Below are 21,654 nucleotides of genomic sequence, written 5' to 3' on the forward strand. Positions count from 1 at the left end.
CTCGGGTGGAAGGAAACGCACATGACGTACCGTGAACAACTCCCGCACATCGTCTCCGTCCTGCTGGGACTGCGTGCATGCCGTGTTGCGGAGACGCCGCGATGAGTGCGCTGCGCGAGGCCATGAGTCATGCCGCGCTGGGCTGGGTCAAGCCGGAACTGGACGAAATCCTGCGCCAGGTGCGTGGCGAAATCGAAGCATTCGTCGAGGAGCCCGCCGACACCGGGCGCATGGGTTTCTGCGCCGGCTACCTGCACCAAGTGCAGGGGACCTTGCGCATGGTCGAACTGTACGCCTCGGCGATGGTGGCCGAGGAGTTGGAGTTGCTGGCGGTCGCGGTGCGGAACGGCCAGACGCTCGACCGCGACGAGGCATGCGCCACGCTGATGCGCGGTACTGTGCTGCTGCCGGATTATCTGGAGCGTCTGCAGGACGGGCACCGCGACATTCCGATCGTGCTGTTGCCGCTGCTCAACGAAATCCGCGCCTTGCGCGGCGAAAGCGGCTTGGGCGAAAGCGCGTTACTGGCGTTGTCTCCGGATGCCGCTGCGGCCTCCCAGGCCGAACTGGATCATGCCCGTGGCAGCATCAGCGGTCGTAACCGCGAGTTGCTCGACACGGTTGGGACTGCGGTCAAGGAAGAACTGTTGCGGGTCAAGGATGCGCTCGATCTACACCTGCGCACGGGCGCCGATGTTGCCGCTTTGCAGACTCAGGTCGCCGAACTCGCCAGCGTCGCCGATACCCTTGGAGTGATGGGGCTGGAGGTGGCGCGCAGCGTGGTCGTGCAGCAACGCGATGCGCTGCGCAGCATCGTCGACGGCGAGCGCCAGGCCGATGAAGCCCTATTACTGGATATCGCCGGCGCGCTGCTGTACGTGGACGCCTCGCTCGATGATCAAGTGGCCTACCTGGGCGCCAGCATCGACATTCAAGACGATGCCAGCGCGGCAGAGGCGCGGCGCACGCTGGAAGCGTTGGCGCAAGAGGCGATGGCCAATTTCGCCAACGCCCGCGAGCATGTCGTCGCATTCATCGAAACCAATTGGGACCATGAGCGCCTGGTCGAAGTGCCGCGCCTGCTCGTCGAGGTTGCCGGCGCCTTGCGCATGCTGCAACTCCCGCGACCGGCCGATTACCTGGAGGGCGTGCGTCGCTACGTTGCCACTGAACTGATCCAGAAGCGCCGCGTGCCCAGTGGCCGCCAACTCGACACCCTGGCCGACGCCATGGCCAGTCTGGAGTACTACCTGGAGGCGCTGCGCGCGCGTCGCCCTGGGCGCGAGGAGATTCTCGACATCGCCCACAGCAGTCTGGAAGCGCTGCGCTACTGGCCGTTACCCAGTGTCGTGTCGACGCCGCAAGGTGAATCGACGCCGTCGCCCGAGCAAAATCGGGCCGAGGCGGTCGCGCCGCCGTCGATCTCTGCCTGGGATCTGGCTCCGGTCGTGGAAACGCCGGGGCCGCAGATGCCCTCGTCGCGACCGCAGTGGACGTTGGACGCGGGCAATGCCCAGGTCGATGTCGACAGCGACATCGATGGCGTATCCGAGCTGGTCGAGGGCGTCACGCTCATGATGACGCCTGCCGACAGCGGCGATGACAGCGCGCAGGCGCTAAGCTTCGATCCGGTTGCCGCCGAGCAGGAAGCGTGGACCGGCACGTCCGAGCCGCTGCACATTGACCTCGACACACTGGAGCTGGAGCAGGCGAGCTTCCGCCCGCAGGCCACTGCTTCGGAGGCAACGGCGGATGCGTTATCGCTGCCGCCTGTGGTTGGTTTCGATCCGGTGGCGGCTGAATATGCCGAGTCTCCCGTGTACACGCCCGATGCCGATCTGGGCGAGCAGGATGATCCGAGTCTTGTCATCGTCGAGATGCCTGCCGCCATGTCGGTGGCGACCGATCCATCCGAGGACACGCTGACGATCGAACTGGACGATGCGCTGGCTTTCGCCGACGTGCCGATGGCTGCGACCGACACGGCGTATGTACTCGATTGGCACGAGACGTCGCAGCCACCAGCAATTGAGCTGGATGCCGAGGCGCAGCGTATTTTCGGTGACCATGCGCATGCCGACGATGCGGTGTCCGTGCCGCCGGACACGATGGTGCTCGACGAGGATGCGTCCGATCAGGTGGCCGCTGCGGCTCTCGCCGGGACTGACATCGCTCCCGCGCCGTCCGATCGCGTTCCCGCCATCGCATTGGCAACGCGCGATATCGATGCGGTTCCGCCAGCCGCCACGGCCGCCGAGGCGGGCCGTGCATGCCAGCACGCGTTCACCGAGGCCGTGACGACCGTCGATGCCGGTTTCATTCAAGGCGATGACGCTATCGACGACGACATCCGCGCTGTCTTCCTCGAAGAATTCGATGAAGAACTGGTCAATCTCGGCAAGCTCCTGCCGGCTTGGCGTGCTGCGCCAGGCCACACGGACAACCTACGGCCGATCCGTCGTGTGTTCCACACCTTGAAGGGCAGTGGCCGCTTGGTTGGCGCCTGCGTGCTCGCTGAGTTCAGTTGGAAGATCGAGAGCATGCTCAACCGCGTGCTCGACGGCGCCCGTCCGGCCAGCCCGGCGGTCGTGGCGATGGTCGAGCAGGCCTACGCCGTGTTACCGAAATTCAACGAGGCGTTGCGTGGCGATGGCGTCCTCCACGTCGAACTCGACGCGTTGCAGGCGGTTGCCGAGCGGATTGCCGCTGGCGAGGAGGCGTATTACGTCGCCGCGTCGCCAGTTCTGGCCGACGCACCGCGCGTGGGCACGCCGGCGTCCGTGGACAGCGTGCTGCTCGAAATCCTCGAGGCCGAAGTCACAGCCCATCTGGAAACGATCCACGCCTGGTTGCAGGAGGCACCGCAGCCGGCGACCGAAGCGCTGCTGCGTGCGGTGCACACCATGAGCGGCGCGTTCGCGATGACCGATGTGCCGGAAATCACCGCTGTCACCGGTCCGGCCGAAAGCTACGTCAAGCGTGCGTTGGCGGCCGGTGTCGTGATCGATGCCGAGGGCGTGCGTGCGCTTGCCGATGTCGGCGATGCCATTGCCGCCACCATCGAGGAACTACAGGCGCCATCGCCGCTGATTCCACGTTTCACCGAATTGGCGCAGCGCCTGCAAGCATTGGTGGACACATTGCCGCAGGTGCAGTGGCCGACCATCGCTTATCACGAAGACGAAGACGCACCGTCCGCGCAGCATGAGTCTGATCTGGATGCGCAGTTGTTGCCGGCGGTGGAACTCACTTCTGCCGACGATCTTTCGGCGTTCCTGGACGATACCGCGCACCTGCCCGATACCGCGCATGTGGCCGATACGCTGGCGCACGATCTTCGTGGTATCGCGGAAACCGACGCTGCGCCGAGCGTGCAGTTGCCGCACACGCTTGACGTCGAACATGCACACGCCAGCCAGCCGGAACAGGACGCGCATGTCGCATCGTCGATGCCGCAGACTGACGATGTATCCGCTGCTGAGGTGATGACGGGAGCGCGCGAGGAGGACATGTCGCCGGTAGCGACCTTCCCCGACATCGCCGCGCTGCGGGCCGATCACGCGCCCGACGAACCGATGGTGTCGGTGCAGGACGAGTTGCCCCACGAACCGGCCGTGGCGCTGCCGTTGACTGCCGAATCTGTCCCGGCTGCGGATCCGCCACCGTCGTTGGAGTCGCCCGCCTCGCAGGACAGTGTCGCAAGCGCAACGCGCGCGGCGGACGAAGACGAGCCAGGTGACGATCAGCGCCAGGAACACGAGGTGCCTGCGCCGAGCGCAGCGCATGCTGTGGAAGTGCATTGCATCGACACGCACGACGCCACGCAGTTGCCTGTGCCGCATCCGCACGCGACCAACTTCCCCGATGTCTCGGTATCGTCGATGACAGGCCAGACCGGCGATGCCATGTGGCACCTCCACGATGCGCCGCGCGGCAGCGATACCGAGAGCGGCGCCCTGGAGACTGATGCGGAAACCCGCACGTCCAATGCCGTTGATACCGCCGATGCGGCTGATGCGGTCGATGCCGACATGGCCATCGAGCAAGCCTCCGCTGCGCATCATGTCGCCATGGCAGAGGCCGGCGAGGCGTCCACGAGGGAGGTGGAGACAGGGGCGTCCATGCCGACCGTCACTGCGGTCGGCGGCGATGACGCAAGCAGTGCCGCAGTCATGCAGGACGATGCAATGGCGACACTGAGCGCCGATCCTGATTCGGTTGAGGCCATGCAGGCCGAGGCTACGTTCGTGGCTGAATCAGATGCCGATGCAGCATCGTGCCAAGATCAAACGAATGTATCGCTCGCCGCCGTTGCGCAGATGGATACGGCGATGGAAAACGCTGCAGCCGCAGACACGCCGCAGCCGCAGCCGGGACGATCCGCTGTCGCAGTGGCCGAGCTATCGGCTGCCGATCTCGGTCCGCTGGATTTCAGTGGCCTGGATCGCGAGCTGGTCGATATCTTTGTCGAAGAGGGCAAGGATCTGCTCGATCACTGCGACCGCCTGGTCGCCGAGCTGCGGGTTGCGCCGCAGGATCGCGATCTGCTGGGCGGCCTGCAGCGCGATCTGCACACGCTCAAAGGCGGTGCGCGCATGGCCGGCATCAACGCCATCGGCGACCTCGGACACGGGATCGAATCGCTGCTGGAGGCGGTCGCCGCCAACCGCACCGAACTTGATCGTGACGACGTGCATTCACTCGAACGCGGCTTCGACCGCTTGCACCAGTTGCTGACACTCACCGGCAATCACCGTGCGGTGGCCAAGCCAGTGGATCTGATCGGCGCGTTCGCCGCGCGCACCCGCGCGGATGGCGTGGTGCCTGCGTCCGAGGCGGACGATCCCGTCGCCGAAGCCGACCATGCCGCCGAGCCGGTCGTTTCCAACCTCGGCCAAGCGTGGCCGGCCAGCGTGGCACAGGCGCCGTTGTCCGCGCCGTTGCCGCTGGAGGACGCGCTGGAAACCGCGGCGATGATCGCGCGGCCGATGCAGGAGCAGGTGCGTGTAAGCGCCGATCTGCTGGATCGGCTGGTCAACCAGGCTGGCGAAGTGGCGATCTACCGGTCGCGGCTGGAGCAGCAGCTCGGCGCGTTCCGTGGCGCGATGGGCGAACTGGAGCGCACCAACGCGCGTCTGCGCGATCAGTTGCGGCGTCTGGATCTGGAAACCGAGGCGCAGATCGTCGCCCGTTACCAGCGGGAACAGGATCAGACCCAGCAGAATTTCGACCCGCTGGAACTGGATCGCTTCTCCACCCTGCAACAACTCAGCCGTGCGCTCAACGAATCGGCCGCCGACCTCGGTGGCTTGCAAGGCGTCCTCGACGACCTGGCGCGGCAGTACGACAGCCTGCTGCAGCAGCAGTCGCGCGTCAGCTCGGAATTGCAGGATGGCCTGATGCGTGCGCGCATGGTGCCGTTCGACGGGCTGGTGCCACGCCTGCGTCGCGTGGTGCGTCAGGCCGCCAGCGAAACCGGCAAGCACGTGCATCTGAGCCTGGATGGCGCCCACGGCGAACTCGATCGCAACGTGCTCGATCGCATGGTCGCGCCGCTGGAGCATATGTTGCGCAACTCGGTCGCCCATGGCCTGGAGACGCCCGAACACCGCCTTGCCGCTGGCAAGCCCGAGGAAGGCAAGATCACCATCCGCTTGCGCCGCGAAGGCTCGGAAATCGTGCTGGAAGTGGCCGACGATGGCACCGGACTCGACCGCGAGGCGATTCGTCGGCGTGCCGAACAACGCGGCTTGATCGCCGCCGAAGCCGCGCTGACCGAGGCGCAACTGGATGCGCTGATCTTTGCGCCTGGATTCAGCACCTACGATCAAGTCAGCCAGTTGGCCGGCCGTGGCGTGGGCATGGATGTGGTGCGCAACGAGGTGCGTCAGCTCGGCGGCTCGGTCGACATCCATTCGGTTCGCGGTGAGGGTGTCACGTTCACTCTGCGCCTGCCGCAGACATTGGCGGTGACCCAGGCGGTGTTCGTGCAGATCGGCGATACCACCTTCGCCGTGCCGGTGGCCTCGGTCAGCGGCATCGGCCGTATCGGTCGCGAACGCTTCGAGGCGGCCAATGGTGGCTACCGTTACAGCGGCGAGGAATACACCCTGTACGACCTCGGTTCGTTACTCGGGCAGGAACCTGCGCGCGCCGAAGGCCAGGCGCAGGTGCCGCTGCTGCTGGTGCGCGCGGGCGACTTGCGCGCGGCGGTGGCGATCGACCAAGTGCTGGGCAACCGCGAAATCGTGGTCAAGCCGGTGGGCCTGCAGATTGCGTCGGTCCCCGGCATCTACGGCGCCACCATCGCTGGCGACGGCCGTGTGGTGGTGATCCTGGACATCGCCCCGCTGGTGCGACGCTACCTGGCGCAGCCGTTGTGGCCGTCGGTGCAAGCGGTGCCGACGCCCCAGCGCCACATGCCGCTGGTGATGGTGGTGGACGATTCGCTGACCATGCGCAAAGTCACAGGGCGCGTGCTGGAGCGGCACAACTTCGACGTGGTCTCCGCACGCGATGGTGTCGAGGCGCTGGAGTGCATGCAGGAGCGGGTTCCGGATCTGATGCTGCTGGATATCGAAATGCCGCGGATGGACGGCTACGAACTCGCTGCCGCGATGCGTGCCGACCCGCGCTACGCCGCTATCCCCATCGTGATGATCACCTCGCGCAGTGGCGACAAGCACCGCCAGCGCGCCTTCGAACTCGGCGTGCAGCGCTATCTCGGCAAGCCTTACCAAGAGTTGGATTTGATGCGTAACGTTTACGATTTACTGGGGATCGCCCGTGTTCGCGACTGACGGCGACGCCACCGCGCCGCCGGTTGCGTTGCTGGCGCGTCCGGGGATGGCGCGCGAACGCCTGCGTGAGGCGCTGCATCTGGCAGGCGCGGCGATTGTGCTGGAGGACGCTCCCGAGGCAGTCGATGCACAGACGCTGGCCGACGCCGCGCCCGCGGTCGTGTTGATCGCGCTGGAGCCGGCCATCGAGCAGGCGTTGGAGCGACTGGACACCGCGCTGGAGCGGCCAGGCATCACCGTGATTTTCGATGAGGCCGATTTGGCCGCGCGTCGCGAAGGCTGGGAAGCCCAGCGTTGGGTACGACATCTGGCGGCCAAACTGCACGGCCACCAGGACGTGCTGCCGCCAGGGGGCGAGAGTGACAGCGACCTGCCGCCCGCGTTGCAAGTGCCCGCGGCGGCGATTTCGGCGCAAGCGCTCGATCGCGCGTCGATCCAGGTGCATCTCGAAGAATCCGCCAGCCCTGCGCAGGTGCCCGACGTTGCATCGATCCATGTGCATCTCGAAGAAGCGGCCAGTTTCCGAGGCTACGTTCGTGGCTGAATCAGATGCCGATGCAGCATCGTGCCAAGATCAAACGAATGTATCGCTCGCCGCCGTTGCGCAGATGGATACGGCGATGGAAAACGCTGCAGCCGCAGACACGCCGCAGCCGCAGCCGGGACGATCCGCTGTCGCAGTGGCCGAGCTATCGGCTGCCGATCTCGGTCCGCTGGATTTCAGTGGCCTGGATCGCGAGCTGGTCGATATCTTTGTCGAAGAGGGCAAGGATCTGCTCGATCACTGCGACCGCCTGGTCGCCGAGCTGCGGGTTGCGCCGCAGGATCGCGATCTGCTGGGCGGCCTGCAGCGCGATCTGCACACGCTCAAAGGCGGTGCGCGCATGGCCGGCATCAACGCCATCGGCGACCTCGGACACGGGATCGAATCGCTGCTGGAGGCGGTCGCCGCCAACCGCACCGAACTTGATCGTGACGACGTGCATTCACTCGAACGCGGCTTCGACCGCTTGCACCAGTTGCTGACACTCACCGGCAATCACCGTGCGGTGGCCAAGCCAGTGGATCTGATCGGCGCGTTCGCCGCGCGCACCCGCGCGGATGGCGTGGTGCCTGCGTCCGAGGCGGACGATCCCGTCGCCGAAGCCGACCATGCCGCCGAGCCGGTCGTTTCCAACCTCGGCCAAGCGTGGCCGGCCAGCGTGGCACAGGCGCCGTTGTCCGCGCCGTTGCCGCTGGAGGACGCGCTGGAAACCGCGGCGATGATCGCGCGGCCGATGCAGGAGCAGGTGCGTGTAAGCGCCGATCTGCTGGATCGGCTGGTCAACCAGGCTGGCGAAGTGGCGATCTACCGGTCGCGGCTGGAGCAGCAGCTCGGCGCGTTCCGTGGCGCGATGGGCGAACTGGAGCGCACCAACGCGCGTCTGCGCGATCAGTTGCGGCGTCTGGATCTGGAAACCGAGGCGCAGATCGTCGCCCGTTACCAGCGGGAACAGGATCAGACCCAGCAGAATTTCGACCCGCTGGAACTGGATCGCTTCTCCACCCTGCAACAACTCAGCCGTGCGCTCAACGAATCGGCCGCCGACCTCGGTGGCTTGCAAGGCGTCCTCGACGACCTGGCGCGGCAGTACGACAGCCTGCTGCAGCAGCAGTCGCGCGTCAGCTCGGAATTGCAGGATGGCCTGATGCGTGCGCGCATGGTGCCGTTCGACGGGCTGGTGCCACGCCTGCGTCGCGTGGTGCGTCAGGCCGCCAGCGAAACCGGCAAGCACGTGCATCTGAGCCTGGATGGCGCCCACGGCGAACTCGATCGCAACGTGCTCGATCGCATGGTCGCGCCGCTGGAGCATATGTTGCGCAACTCGGTCGCCCATGGCCTGGAGACGCCCGAACACCGCCTTGCCGCTGGCAAGCCCGAGGAAGGCAAGATCACCATCCGCTTGCGCCGCGAAGGCTCGGAAATCGTGCTGGAAGTGGCCGACGATGGCACCGGACTCGACCGCGAGGCGATTCGTCGGCGTGCCGAACAACGCGGCTTGATCGCCGCCGAAGCCGCGCTGACCGAGGCGCAACTGGATGCGCTGATCTTTGCGCCTGGATTCAGCACCTACGATCAAGTCAGCCAGTTGGCCGGCCGTGGCGTGGGCATGGATGTGGTGCGCAACGAGGTGCGTCAGCTCGGCGGCTCGGTCGACATCCATTCGGTTCGCGGTGAGGGTGTCACGTTCACTCTGCGCCTGCCGCAGACATTGGCGGTGACCCAGGCGGTGTTCGTGCAGATCGGCGATACCACCTTCGCCGTGCCGGTGGCCTCGGTCAGCGGCATCGGCCGTATCGGTCGCGAACGCTTCGAGGCGGCCAATGGTGGCTACCGTTACAGCGGCGAGGAATACACCCTGTACGACCTCGGTTCGTTACTCGGGCAGGAACCTGCGCGCGCCGAAGGCCAGGCGCAGGTGCCGCTGCTGCTGGTGCGCGCGGGCGACTTGCGCGCGGCGGTGGCGATCGACCAAGTGCTGGGCAACCGCGAAATCGTGGTCAAGCCGGTGGGCCTGCAGATTGCGTCGGTCCCCGGCATCTACGGCGCCACCATCGCTGGCGACGGCCGTGTGGTGGTGATCCTGGACATCGCCCCGCTGGTGCGACGCTACCTGGCGCAGCCGTTGTGGCCGTCGGTGCAAGCGGTGCCGACGCCCCAGCGCCACATGCCGCTGGTGATGGTGGTGGACGATTCGCTGACCATGCGCAAAGTCACAGGGCGCGTGCTGGAGCGGCACAACTTCGACGTGGTCTCCGCACGCGATGGTGTCGAGGCGCTGGAGTGCATGCAGGAGCGGGTTCCGGATCTGATGCTGCTGGATATCGAAATGCCGCGGATGGACGGCTACGAACTCGCTGCCGCGATGCGTGCCGACCCGCGCTACGCCGCTATCCCCATCGTGATGATCACCTCGCGCAGTGGCGACAAGCACCGCCAGCGCGCCTTCGAACTCGGCGTGCAGCGCTATCTCGGCAAGCCTTACCAAGAGTTGGATTTGATGCGTAACGTTTACGATTTACTGGGGATCGCCCGTGTTCGCGACTGACGGCGACGCCACCGCGCCGCCGGTTGCGTTGCTGGCGCGTCCGGGGATGGCGCGCGAACGCCTGCGTGAGGCGCTGCATCTGGCAGGCGCGGCGATTGTGCTGGAGGACGCTCCCGAGGCAGTCGATGCACAGACGCTGGCCGACGCCGCGCCCGCGGTCGTGTTGATCGCGCTGGAGCCGGCCATCGAGCAGGCGTTGGAGCGACTGGACACCGCGCTGGAGCGGCCAGGCATCACCGTGATTTTCGATGAGGCCGATTTGGCCGCGCGTCGCGAAGGCTGGGAAGCCCAGCGTTGGGTACGACATCTGGCGGCCAAACTGCACGGCCACCAGGACGTGCTGCCGCCAGGGGGCGAGAGTGACAGCGACCTGCCGCCCGCGTTGCAAGTGCCCGCGGCGGCGATTTCGGCGCAAGCGCTCGATCGCGCGTCGATCCAGGTGCATCTCGAAGAATCCGCCAGCCCTGCGCAGGTGCCCGACGTTGCATCGATCCATGTGCATCTCGAAGAAGCGGCCAGTTTTGCCGAGGCCATCCCAGGCGATGCCCTGTATACCTGGAAGCCGCCGCGTGATGTCGCACCGGGCTTTGAAGACCTGTCGTTCGCGCCCCACACCGAACCGGTCGCCGATCCTATCCCCACGCCACCGCTGATTCGCACGGCGCCATCCATCCCCGTCGCGCCGTCGCCGTCGCCGTCGGCCAGTGCATCGTGGTCCTTGGTCGACCACGACACCCCGCCGGTGACGCCGCCACCGCGCCCACCCGCGGAGCGGATCGCGATCTCGACCGAAGGGCTATCGCTGGTTGCGCTGGAAACGGAGGCGGGTGCCACGACAGCCAACGCTGGCGCTGTCACTCCGACTCCCACTAGTGCTTCAACTAGCACTGGCACCGAGACTCCCACTGGTACTGCGACTCCCGCTGCGGATGTGGCGACTGCCGCGCCGGGGGCTGTCCTGGTGATGGCGGGCATTGGCGGTCCCGACGCGATTCGTCGCCTGCTTGCGGCGTTGCCATCGCATTTCCCGCTGCCGCTGCTGGTGCAATTGCGCCTGGATGGCGGCCGCTACGCCAACCTGGTCAAGCAGATCGCCCGTGTGTCCGCACTGCCGGTGCTACTGGCCGAAGCCGACCAAGCAGTATGCGCCGGTCATGTTTACATCCTGCCGGACGACATTGGCGTGCGCAGTGCCGACGCTGCCGGTCTGCGTTTCGTGGCGCAGGCCGCTGGCGTCAGCGTTGTCGATGGTCTGCCCGCCGCGCATAGCGCCGTGCTGCTGCTCAGCGGTAGCGACCCGCAACAGGTCGATGCCGTGTTGGCGCTGGCCGAGCAAGGCGCCTGGGTGGCCGGGCAGTCGGGCGAGGGCTGCTACGACCCCACCGCTGCCGCGCAGTTGATCCTTCGCGGCCATCCCGGCGGCGAGCCGGTACAACTTGCCCAGGCCCTGTGTGCGCAGTGGGGCGGCTGAGCCGCGCCCGCGCATTTTTCCCGGTTCCAGGACGACCTACTTCATGAGCAGCTACGCCAGCAACGACGAAATCCGCGGTGTCCTCATCCAGGTGGGCAGCGAGCGCCTGCTGATGCCCAACGCCACCATCGCCGAAGTGATGTCGCGCGCCTCGGTGCAACCGTTGGCCGACGCCCCGCCATGGTTACTTGGTCAGATTGTCTGGCACGGCTGGAATGTTCCGCTGCTGTCCTTCGCCCACCTGACCGGCCTCGGTGGCGAAGCGGTGGCGGCCAATAACAAGGTTGTCGTTCTCAAGGCCCTGGGCGGTAATCCGAATCTGCCGTATTTCGCCCTGCCCACCGAATCTTTCCCGCAATTGATTTCCGTCCCACGCGACGGCCTGCTCGCCGACGCCTCCGAAGAAACCCTGCCTCCCGGCGTACACATGCGCGTGCTGCTCGGCGAACAAAGTGCGTTGTTACCGGATTTGGATGCGATCGAGTGGATGGTGGGGGAGCGGTTTTTGAAGCGAGTGTAGTTCAGTAGTCCTGTATGCTAGGTGCTTCTGAATGCGCTGACTGGCATGTGATGCATAAAGTGATCAGTTGCGTCAGTGATCCTCTCAATCGTGGTTGGTCCTGGTTACGTTCGTAAAGCATTATTCAAGGAAATTTTCTAATGGAACTAGATTATGCGTAAGTCTGGATTTATTTTAATTCTTGTTGCTGCCAGTATGCTGTATGGCCTGCCCTTATTAAGCAGGGCGCAGGCGGCAGGTCAATACTGTTATAACTCTTGTTTCGGCTCGCTCGATGAGGCAGAAGCTGAAATGCGGGCGGCGCTGCCGTATGGAGATTTTCTTGTTCGGGATAAGACAATTATAACGGATGGTAATTCGTCAGTGCCCTCCTATCAAATTAATTATAAGGTCAGGCGTCAGCCGCCTTCTTACATCAGTCCGCCTGCATTTTTGATTGGGGGGAATGGTCCCACTAGCACCAAGCAAGCGATTTGTACTGCTAATGCTGATCCAGTCCTGAAGGATTATTGCGCGGATGAGTCCGAGATGATTCGGGGATGGGTTGATTATAACAAGTCCGATTGCATGATATCTGATGAGCGGATAGATGGTGCATACGGGGAGCCTTTTGTTCAGAGTTTTCCTTACGTTAGCGGTCTTGGGATGTTGACTTTTGATTTGCCTGGTTTTAAGTGGTTTAGGTATAATATTTCATGCCCTGGATGGAGCGATCCAACTCCTTCTCCCCGCGAAGCGACGCTTGTAAAGACAAGGGTTTATTCTTGTCAGGCCGGGTTGAAGCCAGTTAGTGCGTTCAATTCTGTTTATAATTTTGGCGCAAATCCAGATGTAATGGCCGAATATCCCTACCTTTGTGGAAATGGAGATACACCCAGCATCTATGCAAAAGGAATCGACCAAACCAAGTCGTGCGCGGCCAATGCCAACCCCTGTCTTCCGGCCACTGGCGACAAATTCAGGCGAGAGGATGACCTGACGTTTGCGGGCAGGCCCTTCCAGCGCTTCTACCATTCGCGTCAGCAGCTTCAGGCCGGCATGGGCCTGGCGCCAGGCTGGAGTCACTCGTTCTCGGATCTTTTGGGCTATGACCGCACCTACATGGTGACCCATGAAGGCTTTTTTGAACAGTTCCAGAAAGTCGGGGACGGTGCGTACAGAGGACGTCGCAATGCGGCGGAGATGATGTTGCGCTCAGATGATGGCGTCTGGACATTGGTGACGGCCGATGGCGAGCGGCGCAGCTATAACGCGAATGGGCGTCTTGTCGCGCTTCAATCCAGTGTGTCGCCGGCCTTCGACATTCACTTTGTCTATGCGGGTGACAAGTTGATTAAGGCGGTTGATGGATTGGGACATTCCCTCAGTTTCAATTATAAAAATGATGTGCTGGATCGGGTTTCGCTGGATGACGGAAGCTATGTCCAATATGGCTACGATGACGCGCAGAACCTCACCAGCGTCACGCGTTCCGATGGAAGTGTGCGCGTCTATCGATACGGGGAATCTGGTCTGGTACCCGTTGGTCGCGCGCATTTATTGACCGGCATCGAAGAAGATGGGGTCCGCTATGCGACATTCGGCTATGCCGACGATGGACGCGTGGCGTCCAGTCGTCTTCATGCCAATGCAGCAGACGTGGAAACCACCTCCATCGTGTATGCCGGCACGACCAGTGCTCAGGTGCAGCAGCCGAACGGGGCAAGCTACACGTATCAATTCGGGGAGGGTCTTTTCCGCCAGATCGAAGCCATCAGCGGTCCCGATGGCACCATGACTATGCGCTTCGATGCGGGGCGTCCCATCGCCTCCACGGATCGATTGGGCAATTCCACGCAATTCACGTATCAAGATTCCCTGACCGACCAGGGGACCTCGTCGAGTACTACGACTATTGGTGTCGGTACCTCTGCGATGCGCGCGCAGACGATCACCCGCGATTCGGAAAATCATGTGGTGGGGCAGGAATCGCACGACAGTAGCCGAACCGTGTCTTTGTCCCGCGTGTTCTACAGTGCAGGGCGCGTGGCTTTCCGCTGCCAGTATGACCCCTCCGATTCGAATGCGCTGGCATACGTGTGTGGTTCTCAAACGAGCGCACCGGTTGCGGTTCGGCAGGTGGCGTATACCTATTGCACCGACAGCGATGTCGCGGATGGATCAAGCAACTGCCCGAGACTGGGCCTGCCCAAGGTGATCGACGGCCCCAACACCGACCTAGACGACACCACCCACTACACCTACTACCCCAGCGACGACAGCGCCTGCGCCGCATCGCCGACCACCTGCGCGCACCGCAAGGGCGACCTGTGGAAACTCACCAACGCCCTGGGCCAGACCACCGAATACCTGGCCTACGACGGCGCAGGCCGCGTGCTGTCGGTGAAGGATGCCAACGGCGTGGTCACCGACTCCACCTACCACCCGCGCGGCTGGCTCACCGCCAGCAAGGTGCGCGGCAGTGATGACAGTACCGAGCGCGACGACCGCATCACCCGTATCGACTACTGGCCGACCGGGCTGGTCAAGCAAATCACCCAGCCCGATGGCGCGTTCACCGCCTTCACCTACGACGCGGCGCATCGCCTCACCGATATCGCAGATAACGCCGGCAACACAGTCCACTACACCCTGGACAACGCCGGCAACCGGCTCAAGGAAGACACTCAGGACGCGTCGGGCACGCTCAAGCGCACGCTCTCGCGCGTGTACAACCAACTCGGCCAATTGACCACGCAAGCCACCGCGCAGGGCAATGCAACCGGCTTCAGCTACGACGCCAATGGCAACACCACGCAGGTGACCGACGCGCTCGGCAACATCACCCAGAACGACTACGATCCACTTAATCGCTTGGCGCACACGTTGCAGGATGTCGGCGGCATCGCCGCGCAAACCGCGTTCGCCTACGACGCGCTGGACCACGTCACCCAGGTCACCGACCCCAAGGGCCTGTCCACCACCTATGCCTACGACGGCCTGGGCGAACTGACCACGCTCACCAGTCCGGACACCGGCACTACCACTTACACCTACGACAGCGCCGGCAACCGCGCCACGCAGACCGACGCACGCGGGGTGACCGTCAATTACAGCCACGACGCCTTGAACCGACTGACCAGCGTGGCCTATCCCGATGCGAGCTTGAACGTCAGCTACCGCTACGACCTCAGCCCCAGCACCTGTGCCAGCGGTGAGACCAATGCGGTCGGCCGGCTGTCGCACATGCAAGACGCCAGCGGCAGCACCGATTATTGCTACGACCGTTTCGGTAATCTGGTGCGCAAAGTGCAGACCACCAACGGCAACGTATTCGTGCTGCGCTACGCCTACACCCCGGGCGGGCAATTAAGCCAGTTGACCTATCCCGATGGCGCGGTGGTCGATTACGTGCGCAACACGCAAGGCCAGACCACCGAAGTCGGCGTGACCCCGATGGGCGGCACGCGGCAGGTGTTGTTGAACAACGCCAGCTACTACCCGTTCGGCCCGGTGGCGGGCTGGACCTACGGCAACGGTCGCCCGATGCAGCGCGTGCTGGATCAGGACTACCACCCGCAGGCGATCACCGACACGCGCACAGATGGCTTGGCGGTGGGCTTCGCCTTCGACCCGGTGGGCAACCTCAGCGCGCTGACTGCGCCGGGCAACACAGCGCCGGTGGTGGGCCTGGACTACGACGCCCTGGGCCGACTGAGCGCATTCAAGGACGGCCCGACCGGTACGGTGATCGACGGCTACAGCTACGACGCCACCGGCAACCGACTCAGCGCGCAGGTCAACGGCGTGACCCAGCATTACGCCTATCTGTCCGACAGCCATCGTCTGGCGAGCGTGGATGACGCCACGCGCAGTTACGATGCGGCGGGGAATACCACGAGCATCGGCGGCGCCGCGCAGGCGTTCGTGTACGACGACAGCGCACGGATGCGCCAGGCCAAGCACAACGGCGCGGTGGCGATGGAATATCGCTATAACGGTCGAGGCGAACAAGTGCAGCGTTTCCTGGGCACGACCAGCACCTACACGCTGTACGACGAAGCCGGCCACTGGCTGGGCGACTACGACAGCAACGGCGCGGTGGTGCAACAAGCGATCTGGCTGGACGACTTGCCGGTGGGTGTGTTGGCAGGCGGCGGCATGTTGAACTACATCCAGCCAGACCACCTGGGCAGCCCACGTGCGGTGATCGACCCGGTACGCGACGTGGCGATCTGGCGCTGGGACCTCAAGGGCGAAGCGTTCGGCAACACCGCCCCGGATCAGGACCCGGATCAAGACGGCACCGCGTTCGTGCTCAACCTGCGCTTCCCAGGGCAGCGGTATGATGCGGCCAGTGGGCTCAATCAAAATTACTTCCGCGATTACGAGCCGGGTACTGGCCGGTATGTGCAGAGTGATCCGATTGGGTTGGGTGGTGGAATCAATGCTTATGCCTACGTCGAATCCAATCCACTACTGTTCAACGATTTATTCGGTCTAGCCAAAGATCAATCCTGTATTGCAGGCTACACTGTCGGTGGAGCGCTCTGTGGCGGTGCGATTGGTAGTTACGGTGGTGGATTATTCGGTGGCGTGGGCGGTGGATTGGTGTGTAGCCCTTCCGGACCAGGGGCAGTTGCTTGTGCTGCTGGCGGTGCTGCTGGTGGCAGCACTTTGGGTGGCGCTGCTGGTTCAGTGGTTGGCGGGGTTTTGGGAAATCTTGCTGGGTAAGCGATGTGCCCTGATAATGATCAAGGTTGCGAAAAGGCAAAAGCAGATGCAAGTGGAGCTTATTTCAAGTTGGTGACAAAAAGAATTCCCCAGTTCCAGAGTGGCGGAACTCATGGGCGTGATGTTGGTCATCTAGATGCAATCATCCAGTTACAAGCTCGTTTGCGTGATGCGTTGCGAAGAGTGCGGCTGTATTGCAATCCATTGCCTGCAGAGTACGGCGAGTGGGAACGAGTTGCTAATTTGAACGGACCGGGTTTTTGAGGGCTTATGGACGCTGTTGAAATTCAAAGTTGGGCCGCTGCGTACATCGAAGCCCAGAAGCGCCGCGTGGCTGATGCCAACGATCCACGCTGGTGGGCGGTAGACAGATTCTTTGAGTTGATGGATTCCATGCCAGAAATATGTTGGCAGGCACTCGTTGAAATTAGCCGACTTAACCCGCCAGAAGAAATTATCGAGATTGCGGGTGCTGGGCCACTTGAGGATTTGATTGAGCGACATGGAGACCGATTCATCGATCGAATAGAAGCTGAGGCTAGGGAGAATCCTGTGTTTAGGAGAATGCTTAATTCGGTTTGGGAAAGCGGTAGTAGCGAGATTTGGTCGAGAGTTGTTCAAGCTAAATCGAGCGACACATAGCCATCAAGCGTCTCGTGATCGTCGATGACGCCACACATGAGGCGGTGGCGATCAAAGTCGAGTGTGCGATCTCCTGCAATTGCGTGACGCGCGTATTGGATCTCTTGGCGTCGCAGGGCAACGCTTGCAAGATGGCACCATGGGCTAACATGGCCTCAGCTCTCGATTGTTATAAAATGACAATCGCCGCCACGGCGATACGCCCATCGTCCCCACAACTCAGGACTCCCCATGACCGCCGATGCTGGGCCTGTCGATCACCGTTCCGCTGTTGTCGAGCGCACCGCCACGTATTGCTTGACCGAGGCGGGCAAGGTGCTGAGCTGCTGGGCCGAGACAGTGGGCCGCCGCGACATCGATGCGTTGCTTGCCTTGTACGCGCCCGACGCCATTCTGGTGCCAACGCTGTCCGACGATATCCGTGGCCGTGACGAGGATCGTCGGACGTACTTTGCGTCCTTCCTGGCGGCCGATGGGATCAGTTGCGGTATCTCCGTGCAGAATAAGCGGGTTAGCGCCAGGCTCGGTACGGTGGTGATCGGTGGGCTTTACATCTTCGTGTTCGAGCGCAACGGAGTCAGCGAGCCGGTCAATGCGCGTTTCTTGTTCACCTTCGAAGAAATCGAGGGACGCTGGCTCATCACCGGTCACCATTCCTCGCGCTGTTCCGAGGGCGTTTAGTCAATCCCGGCGCATCAGCGTGCGTGCCGTTGCCGCGCGGTCGCACGCAGCCGTTTCGCTGCCAGGATCGTCCCGGTCAGGCTCAGGCACCAGCCGGTGGTCAGCAGCAGCAGTTGCACGGCGATGCGTAGACGCGGGTATTCGACCAGCCCCGGCACGCGCGTCGTGTGCAGGGCGAAGTACAGCCAGGCATAGGCTTGGCGGCTGGTATCCAGTAGCAGCAAGGGGTGGCCCGAGTGCGCGTCGATGTACAGCTCGGCGTGTTGCGGTGTTGCCAGACTGATGCGCAAGGCATCCGCCGCAATGGCATCGGCCTGGCGATACAGCGCGTCGTCGCGTGGTCTGGGCGTTGTCGCTACCGACCAGGCATGTTGAGCTGCGCTGCGGATGGCGCGTGCGCGCTCCGGCGATGACAGCAGGTGTGCATCGCCGGTATCGGCCTGGATGCCGAGCGTGGCGGTTGCGGTGTTGCCGCCATATCCACTCGCCCAGGCCTGGCCGCCGACGACATGGAAGTCGATTTCGCTGCTGCCATCCAACGCCCGTAGCGTAGCCGGCGTGACCTTGGTCAGCGCTGTGCGCAGGTCGGTCATCGCATAGCGTTGCAGCGCCTGCGCCGAGGGCTGGCCGCGCGAGAACAGCCGGCCATGATCCATCGACAGCCAACCGCTGAAGATCCAGGCAAGCACGATGACCGCACCCACCAAGCCCAGTCCATGATGCCACTTCAACATGCCGCGGTAGGGCGACCAGCCGCCAGCGTTGCGGTGGCGATAGTGCCAACTGCGGTACAGGCCCAGTGCGGTGCCGGTCAGTGCGCCGACCAGCGCGATCATGCCCAGCCACCACACGCTGCGATCCCACGCGCCGAAGTCGTGCCGCAACACCGTGAAGTACACCCAGTGCGGGATGGAGCCCAACCAATTCCAACGACGCTCGACAGCATGCGTGCGCTGCATGACCTCGCCAGTGCGTGCGGAGACGTACAGCGTCGTGTCTTGCGGGTCGTCCATGTCGACGCGATAGAACGGCCGCCAGGGATCGAAGCGTTGATGCACGATCCATTGGTCGGTTTCCAGTGGGCCGGTTAACCGACGCACTGGCGCATTGTCGAAGCGTGCCGCCACGATCTGGGCTTGCGCGGCGCTCAACAAGCCCAGCGGGGCGCCGCTGCGTGCATCGATGCTACGTTGTTGCGCGTCCTGTGCAATGACATAGCGCGGCTGCCCGGCGACGGACAGCAAGCGCAAGTCCGCATCGCGGTGGCTGTGCGCCAGGGCCATCGCTGGCGCGATGCGGACCTGTGCTAGCGCCAGCGGCTCGCTGTGCGACCAACGCGCCGTGTCCGCCAGCGATGGAAATGGCACGAACAGCATCACCATTCCACTGCTGAACCAGACCATGAAGGACAGGCACAGCAGCACGCCCAGCCAGCGGTGCAGCCAGGACAGTTTTGCCCAGAGCCGCCGACTAGAATGCGGCACGCACGTTCAACGCATAGCTGCGGGGTTGGCCCAGCATCACTTGCTGCGGGTAGGAGACATCGGCCCACTGCACGTAGGGTGTGTCGAACAGGTTGTCGACATGCAGGCTCAGCGTCACCGAGGGCGTCAGTCGGTACGTGGCGTAGGCGTCGGTGAGCAGGTAGTGCTCCAACTGCAGTGTGTTGGCGAGGTTGCCCGCGCGTTCGCCCACGCGATGCAGGTCCAGCCCGAGTTCCAGTGGCAGGCCGCCAACATTGTCCACGTGAGTGCCGACGTTGAAGACGGTGCGCGGCACGTTGGGCGGATGGTTGCCGGAGACGTCGCGTCCGTTGTTGTCGATGAAGTTGTGATAGCGGGCATCGGTGTAGGCCAGATTGGTGTCCACGGCCCAGTGCGCGCCGAGCCGTGCCGTCAGCGACAGTTCCACGCCACGCGAAGTTTGCGCGCCGACGTTGTTCAGCGTGTCCTGCCCGGTCAAGGTGAGGATGTTGTCGCGGCGGATGTCGTACACGGCCAGGGTGGCGCTGGCGCGTTGCTCGCTGCTGGCGGCCTTGATGCCGGCTTCGTACTGGCGTGCGTGGCTGAGTCCGAAGTCCTCGCCGGCATTGACCAGAAAGATATTGGACCCAGGCGGATCGCTGCCGGTGGTGTAGGACAGGTACGGTGTCAGCGACGGGCTCAGTGCATACACCAGCCCGATGCGCGCGTTGTTGGGGCGATAGCGGCGAGTGAAGCTGCTCGCGGCCTGGAACTGACCATTGGCATCGAAGTTGCGCCGCTCCAGGTCCAGGATTTCCCAGCGCCCGCCCAGCACCAGTTTCAGGCGTTTATCCACGTCCAACGCATCTTCCATGAACAGTGCGGTGTTGTTCCATGTGGTGGGGCTGCGCCGTGGTTGGAGGCTGCCGAACACGCCGGTTGGCCCGGGCAGTGTGGGATCGACGCTGTCTCCGTCGGGGAAGCCGCGTTCGCGCACGAAGCGCAGTTGGTTGTGATCCAACCCGACCACCAATCGGTTGGGCAGTTGGCCCAGTGGTTGGTCGAACGTCACGCTGGTCTGGCTGCCCCACAGATGCTGTTGGTGGAAGACGAAGAAGCGATCGCGGTCGATCTGTCCACTGGCGGGGTTGTAGGCGTAGTTCTCCGCGTCGATCCAGCGCCGCGATGCGTCGAATGCAAATAACAAGCTGCGCACGGTGACGTGTTCGCTCGGCGACCAGACCAGCATGGCCTGCGGCCAGAGCTGCCGCGAGGAAATCTGCGCATCGGTGACGTTGTAGTTGTGGTCGCGCAATGCCGCATCCACCACCCTGCCGTCGGCGCTGTGCAAAATGCCGCGCAGCGGTGCGTGGGCGACAGCGGCCGGGACGAGTGGTGTGCCGAAATAGGTGCTCGGATGATCGTTGGCGTAATCGACTGTCAGTTGCAGGCCGAGGTTGTCGCGTGGCCGCCACAGCACGGCCGAACTGGCGTTGAAGACGTTCGAGCCAGTGGCGTGTACGAAGCCGTCGGAGGACAGCCGGCTGATATCGGTCCGGTAGGCGAGCACGTCGTTGAGTTTTCCGCCGCTGCCCAGGCCGAATTCGCGACCACCGAAACTCGATGCGCCGGCAAGCAGGTCGTTGCTGATTGGGTCAAAGCGCGGTTGTTTGTCGATCACGTTGACGACGCCGCCGATCGCGCCTTGCCCATAGAGCACCGACGCGGGGCCTTTGAGCACGTCCACCGATTGCAAATTGAACGTGTTCTGCGGGCGCGTGACCATGCCGGATGGCCCCAGATACAAGCCGTTGTGCAGCATGGTGATCTGTGCGCCGGTAAAGCCGCGCATCGATAGGTCGGACAGATTACCCGGCGAACCACCTGCGGTAATACCGGGTAGCGCCAACACTGCGCGTTCGACGCTCTGCACGCCGCGTGTTTGCATGGTGTCGCCATTGATCGTATCGAGCGTGGCGGGCGTCTGTGCGGGCGGCAAGCCGAGTCGGCCGGCGGTCGGCAGAAATGGAGCGGTGTCCTGGCTTACGGCACGGACATTGACCTCGTCCAGGGTCTGCAGCTTCGCGCTTGAGTCCTCTGCCGCCATCGCGATCGAAGGCAGCAGCGCGAGCATCACGGCGAGCGCGAGATGCTGCAGTGGCATGGCGATGGAGCGGGCGGCGAGCGGAGAAGCGGCAACGGCAAGGAGGCGGTCAGTCATGCGGAGGGAGGCGAGCGGATGAGGTGGGGGCGGTTGCGCATTGCGATGATGCGC

At 63.7% G+C, this 21,654-nt stretch carries 8 protein-coding genes and 3 pseudogenes; 9 read left to right on the forward strand and 2 right to left on the reverse strand.

The genetic code is table 11. The features are described from left to right. The first annotated feature begins 101 nt into the window (after positions 1 to 101). From XANALMUS060_RS04240 to XANALMUS060_RS04270, 9 genes and pseudogenes are all read left to right on the forward strand, one after another. Positions 102 to 6,800, forward strand: a complete 6,699-nt coding sequence (locus XANALMUS060_RS04240) for an Hpt domain-containing protein (RefSeq protein WP_045737282.1) — start codon at positions 102 to 104, stop codon at positions 6,798 to 6,800. Between the two features lie 46 nt (positions 6,801 to 6,846). Continuing rightward, a pseudogene (locus tag XANALMUS060_RS04245) lies at positions 6,847 to 7,164 on the forward strand (chemotaxis protein); the annotation flags it as partial. A gap of 184 nt (positions 7,165 to 7,348) precedes the next feature. Next, a pseudogene (locus tag XANALMUS060_RS04250) lies at positions 7,349 to 9,889 on the forward strand (response regulator); the annotation flags it as partial. A gap of 46 nt (positions 9,890 to 9,935) precedes the next feature. Then, positions 9,936 to 11,360, forward strand: a complete 1,425-nt coding sequence (locus XANALMUS060_RS04255; RefSeq protein ID WP_045737376.1) for a chemotaxis protein CheB — start codon at positions 9,936 to 9,938, stop codon at positions 11,358 to 11,360. A 43-nt stretch (positions 11,361 to 11,403) separates the two neighbouring features. Continuing rightward, entirely contained in the window at positions 11,404 to 11,880 is a 477-nt protein-coding gene (locus XANALMUS060_RS04260; RefSeq protein ID WP_045737283.1) for a chemotaxis protein CheW, read from the forward strand. Positions 11,881 to 12,714: 834 nt separating this feature from the next. After that, positions 12,715 to 16,593, forward strand: coding sequence for an RHS repeat-associated core domain-containing protein (locus tag XANALMUS060_RS18260; protein ID WP_082064898.1), 3,879 nt, complete (start codon positions 12,715 to 12,717; stop codon positions 16,591 to 16,593). A 270-nt stretch (positions 16,594 to 16,863) separates the two neighbouring features. Next, positions 16,864 to 17,235, forward strand: coding sequence for a DUF6869 domain-containing protein (locus XANALMUS060_RS18265; RefSeq protein WP_082064901.1), 372 nt, complete (start codon positions 16,864 to 16,866; stop codon positions 17,233 to 17,235). Next, positions 17,235 to 17,345: pseudogene (locus tag XANALMUS060_RS19595) on the forward strand (IS3 family transposase); the annotation flags it as partial. The gene XANALMUS060_RS18265 and the pseudogene XANALMUS060_RS19595, both read left to right, overlap by 1 nt. Positions 17,346 to 17,466: 121 nt before the next feature. Then, positions 17,467 to 17,916 (forward strand): nuclear transport factor 2 family protein, encoded by a 450-nt coding sequence (locus XANALMUS060_RS04270; RefSeq protein WP_052688094.1) that lies wholly within the window; start codon positions 17,467 to 17,469, stop codon positions 17,914 to 17,916. Positions 17,917 to 17,930: 14 nt separating this feature from the next. Here the strand turns inward: XANALMUS060_RS04270 and XANALMUS060_RS04275 are convergent, their stop codons facing one another. Both XANALMUS060_RS04275 and XANALMUS060_RS04280 read right to left on the reverse strand, forming a co-directional pair. Next, complete coding sequence (locus tag XANALMUS060_RS04275; RefSeq protein ID WP_235430346.1) at positions 17,931 to 19,400, reverse strand: PepSY domain-containing protein; 1,470 nt, start codon at positions 19,398 to 19,400, stop codon at positions 17,931 to 17,933. Continuing rightward, positions 19,387 to 21,600: a TonB-dependent receptor gene (locus XANALMUS060_RS04280; protein WP_235430347.1), complete on the reverse strand. Its 2,214-nt coding sequence runs from the start codon at positions 21,598 to 21,600 to the stop codon at positions 19,387 to 19,389. Before XANALMUS060_RS04280 ends, XANALMUS060_RS04275 begins: the two co-directional genes overlap by 14 nt. Positions 21,601 to 21,654 lie beyond the last annotated feature (54 nt).

This window comes from Xanthomonas sp. MUS 060, from assembly GCF_000963215.1.
Classification (GTDB): Bacteria; Pseudomonadota; Gammaproteobacteria; order Xanthomonadales; family Xanthomonadaceae; genus Xanthomonas_A.

Excerpts from the sequence above, each read along its gene's own strand:
- XANALMUS060_RS04255 (WP_045737376.1), top strand. The coding sequence starts at position 9,936 with ATGGCGCGCGAACGCCTGCGTGAGGCGCTGCATCTGGCAGGCGCGGCG.
- XANALMUS060_RS04260 (WP_045737283.1), top strand. The coding sequence starts at position 11,404 with ATGAGCAGCTACGCCAGCAACGACGAAATCCGCGGTGTCCTCATCCAG.
- XANALMUS060_RS04270 (WP_052688094.1), top strand. The coding sequence starts at position 17,467 with ATGACCGCCGATGCTGGGCCTGTCGATCACCGTTCCGCTGTTGTCGAG.
- XANALMUS060_RS04240 (WP_045737282.1), top strand. The coding sequence starts at position 102 with ATGAGTGCGCTGCGCGAGGCCATGAGTCATGCCGCGCTGGGCTGGGTC.
- XANALMUS060_RS04280 (WP_235430347.1), bottom strand. The coding sequence starts at position 21,600 with ATGACTGACCGCCTCCTTGCCGTTGCCGCTTCTCCGCTCGCCGCCCGC.
- XANALMUS060_RS18260 (WP_082064898.1), top strand. The coding sequence starts at position 12,715 with ATGGCCGAATATCCCTACCTTTGTGGAAATGGAGATACACCCAGCATC.
- XANALMUS060_RS18265 (WP_082064901.1), top strand. The coding sequence starts at position 16,864 with ATGGACGCTGTTGAAATTCAAAGTTGGGCCGCTGCGTACATCGAAGCC.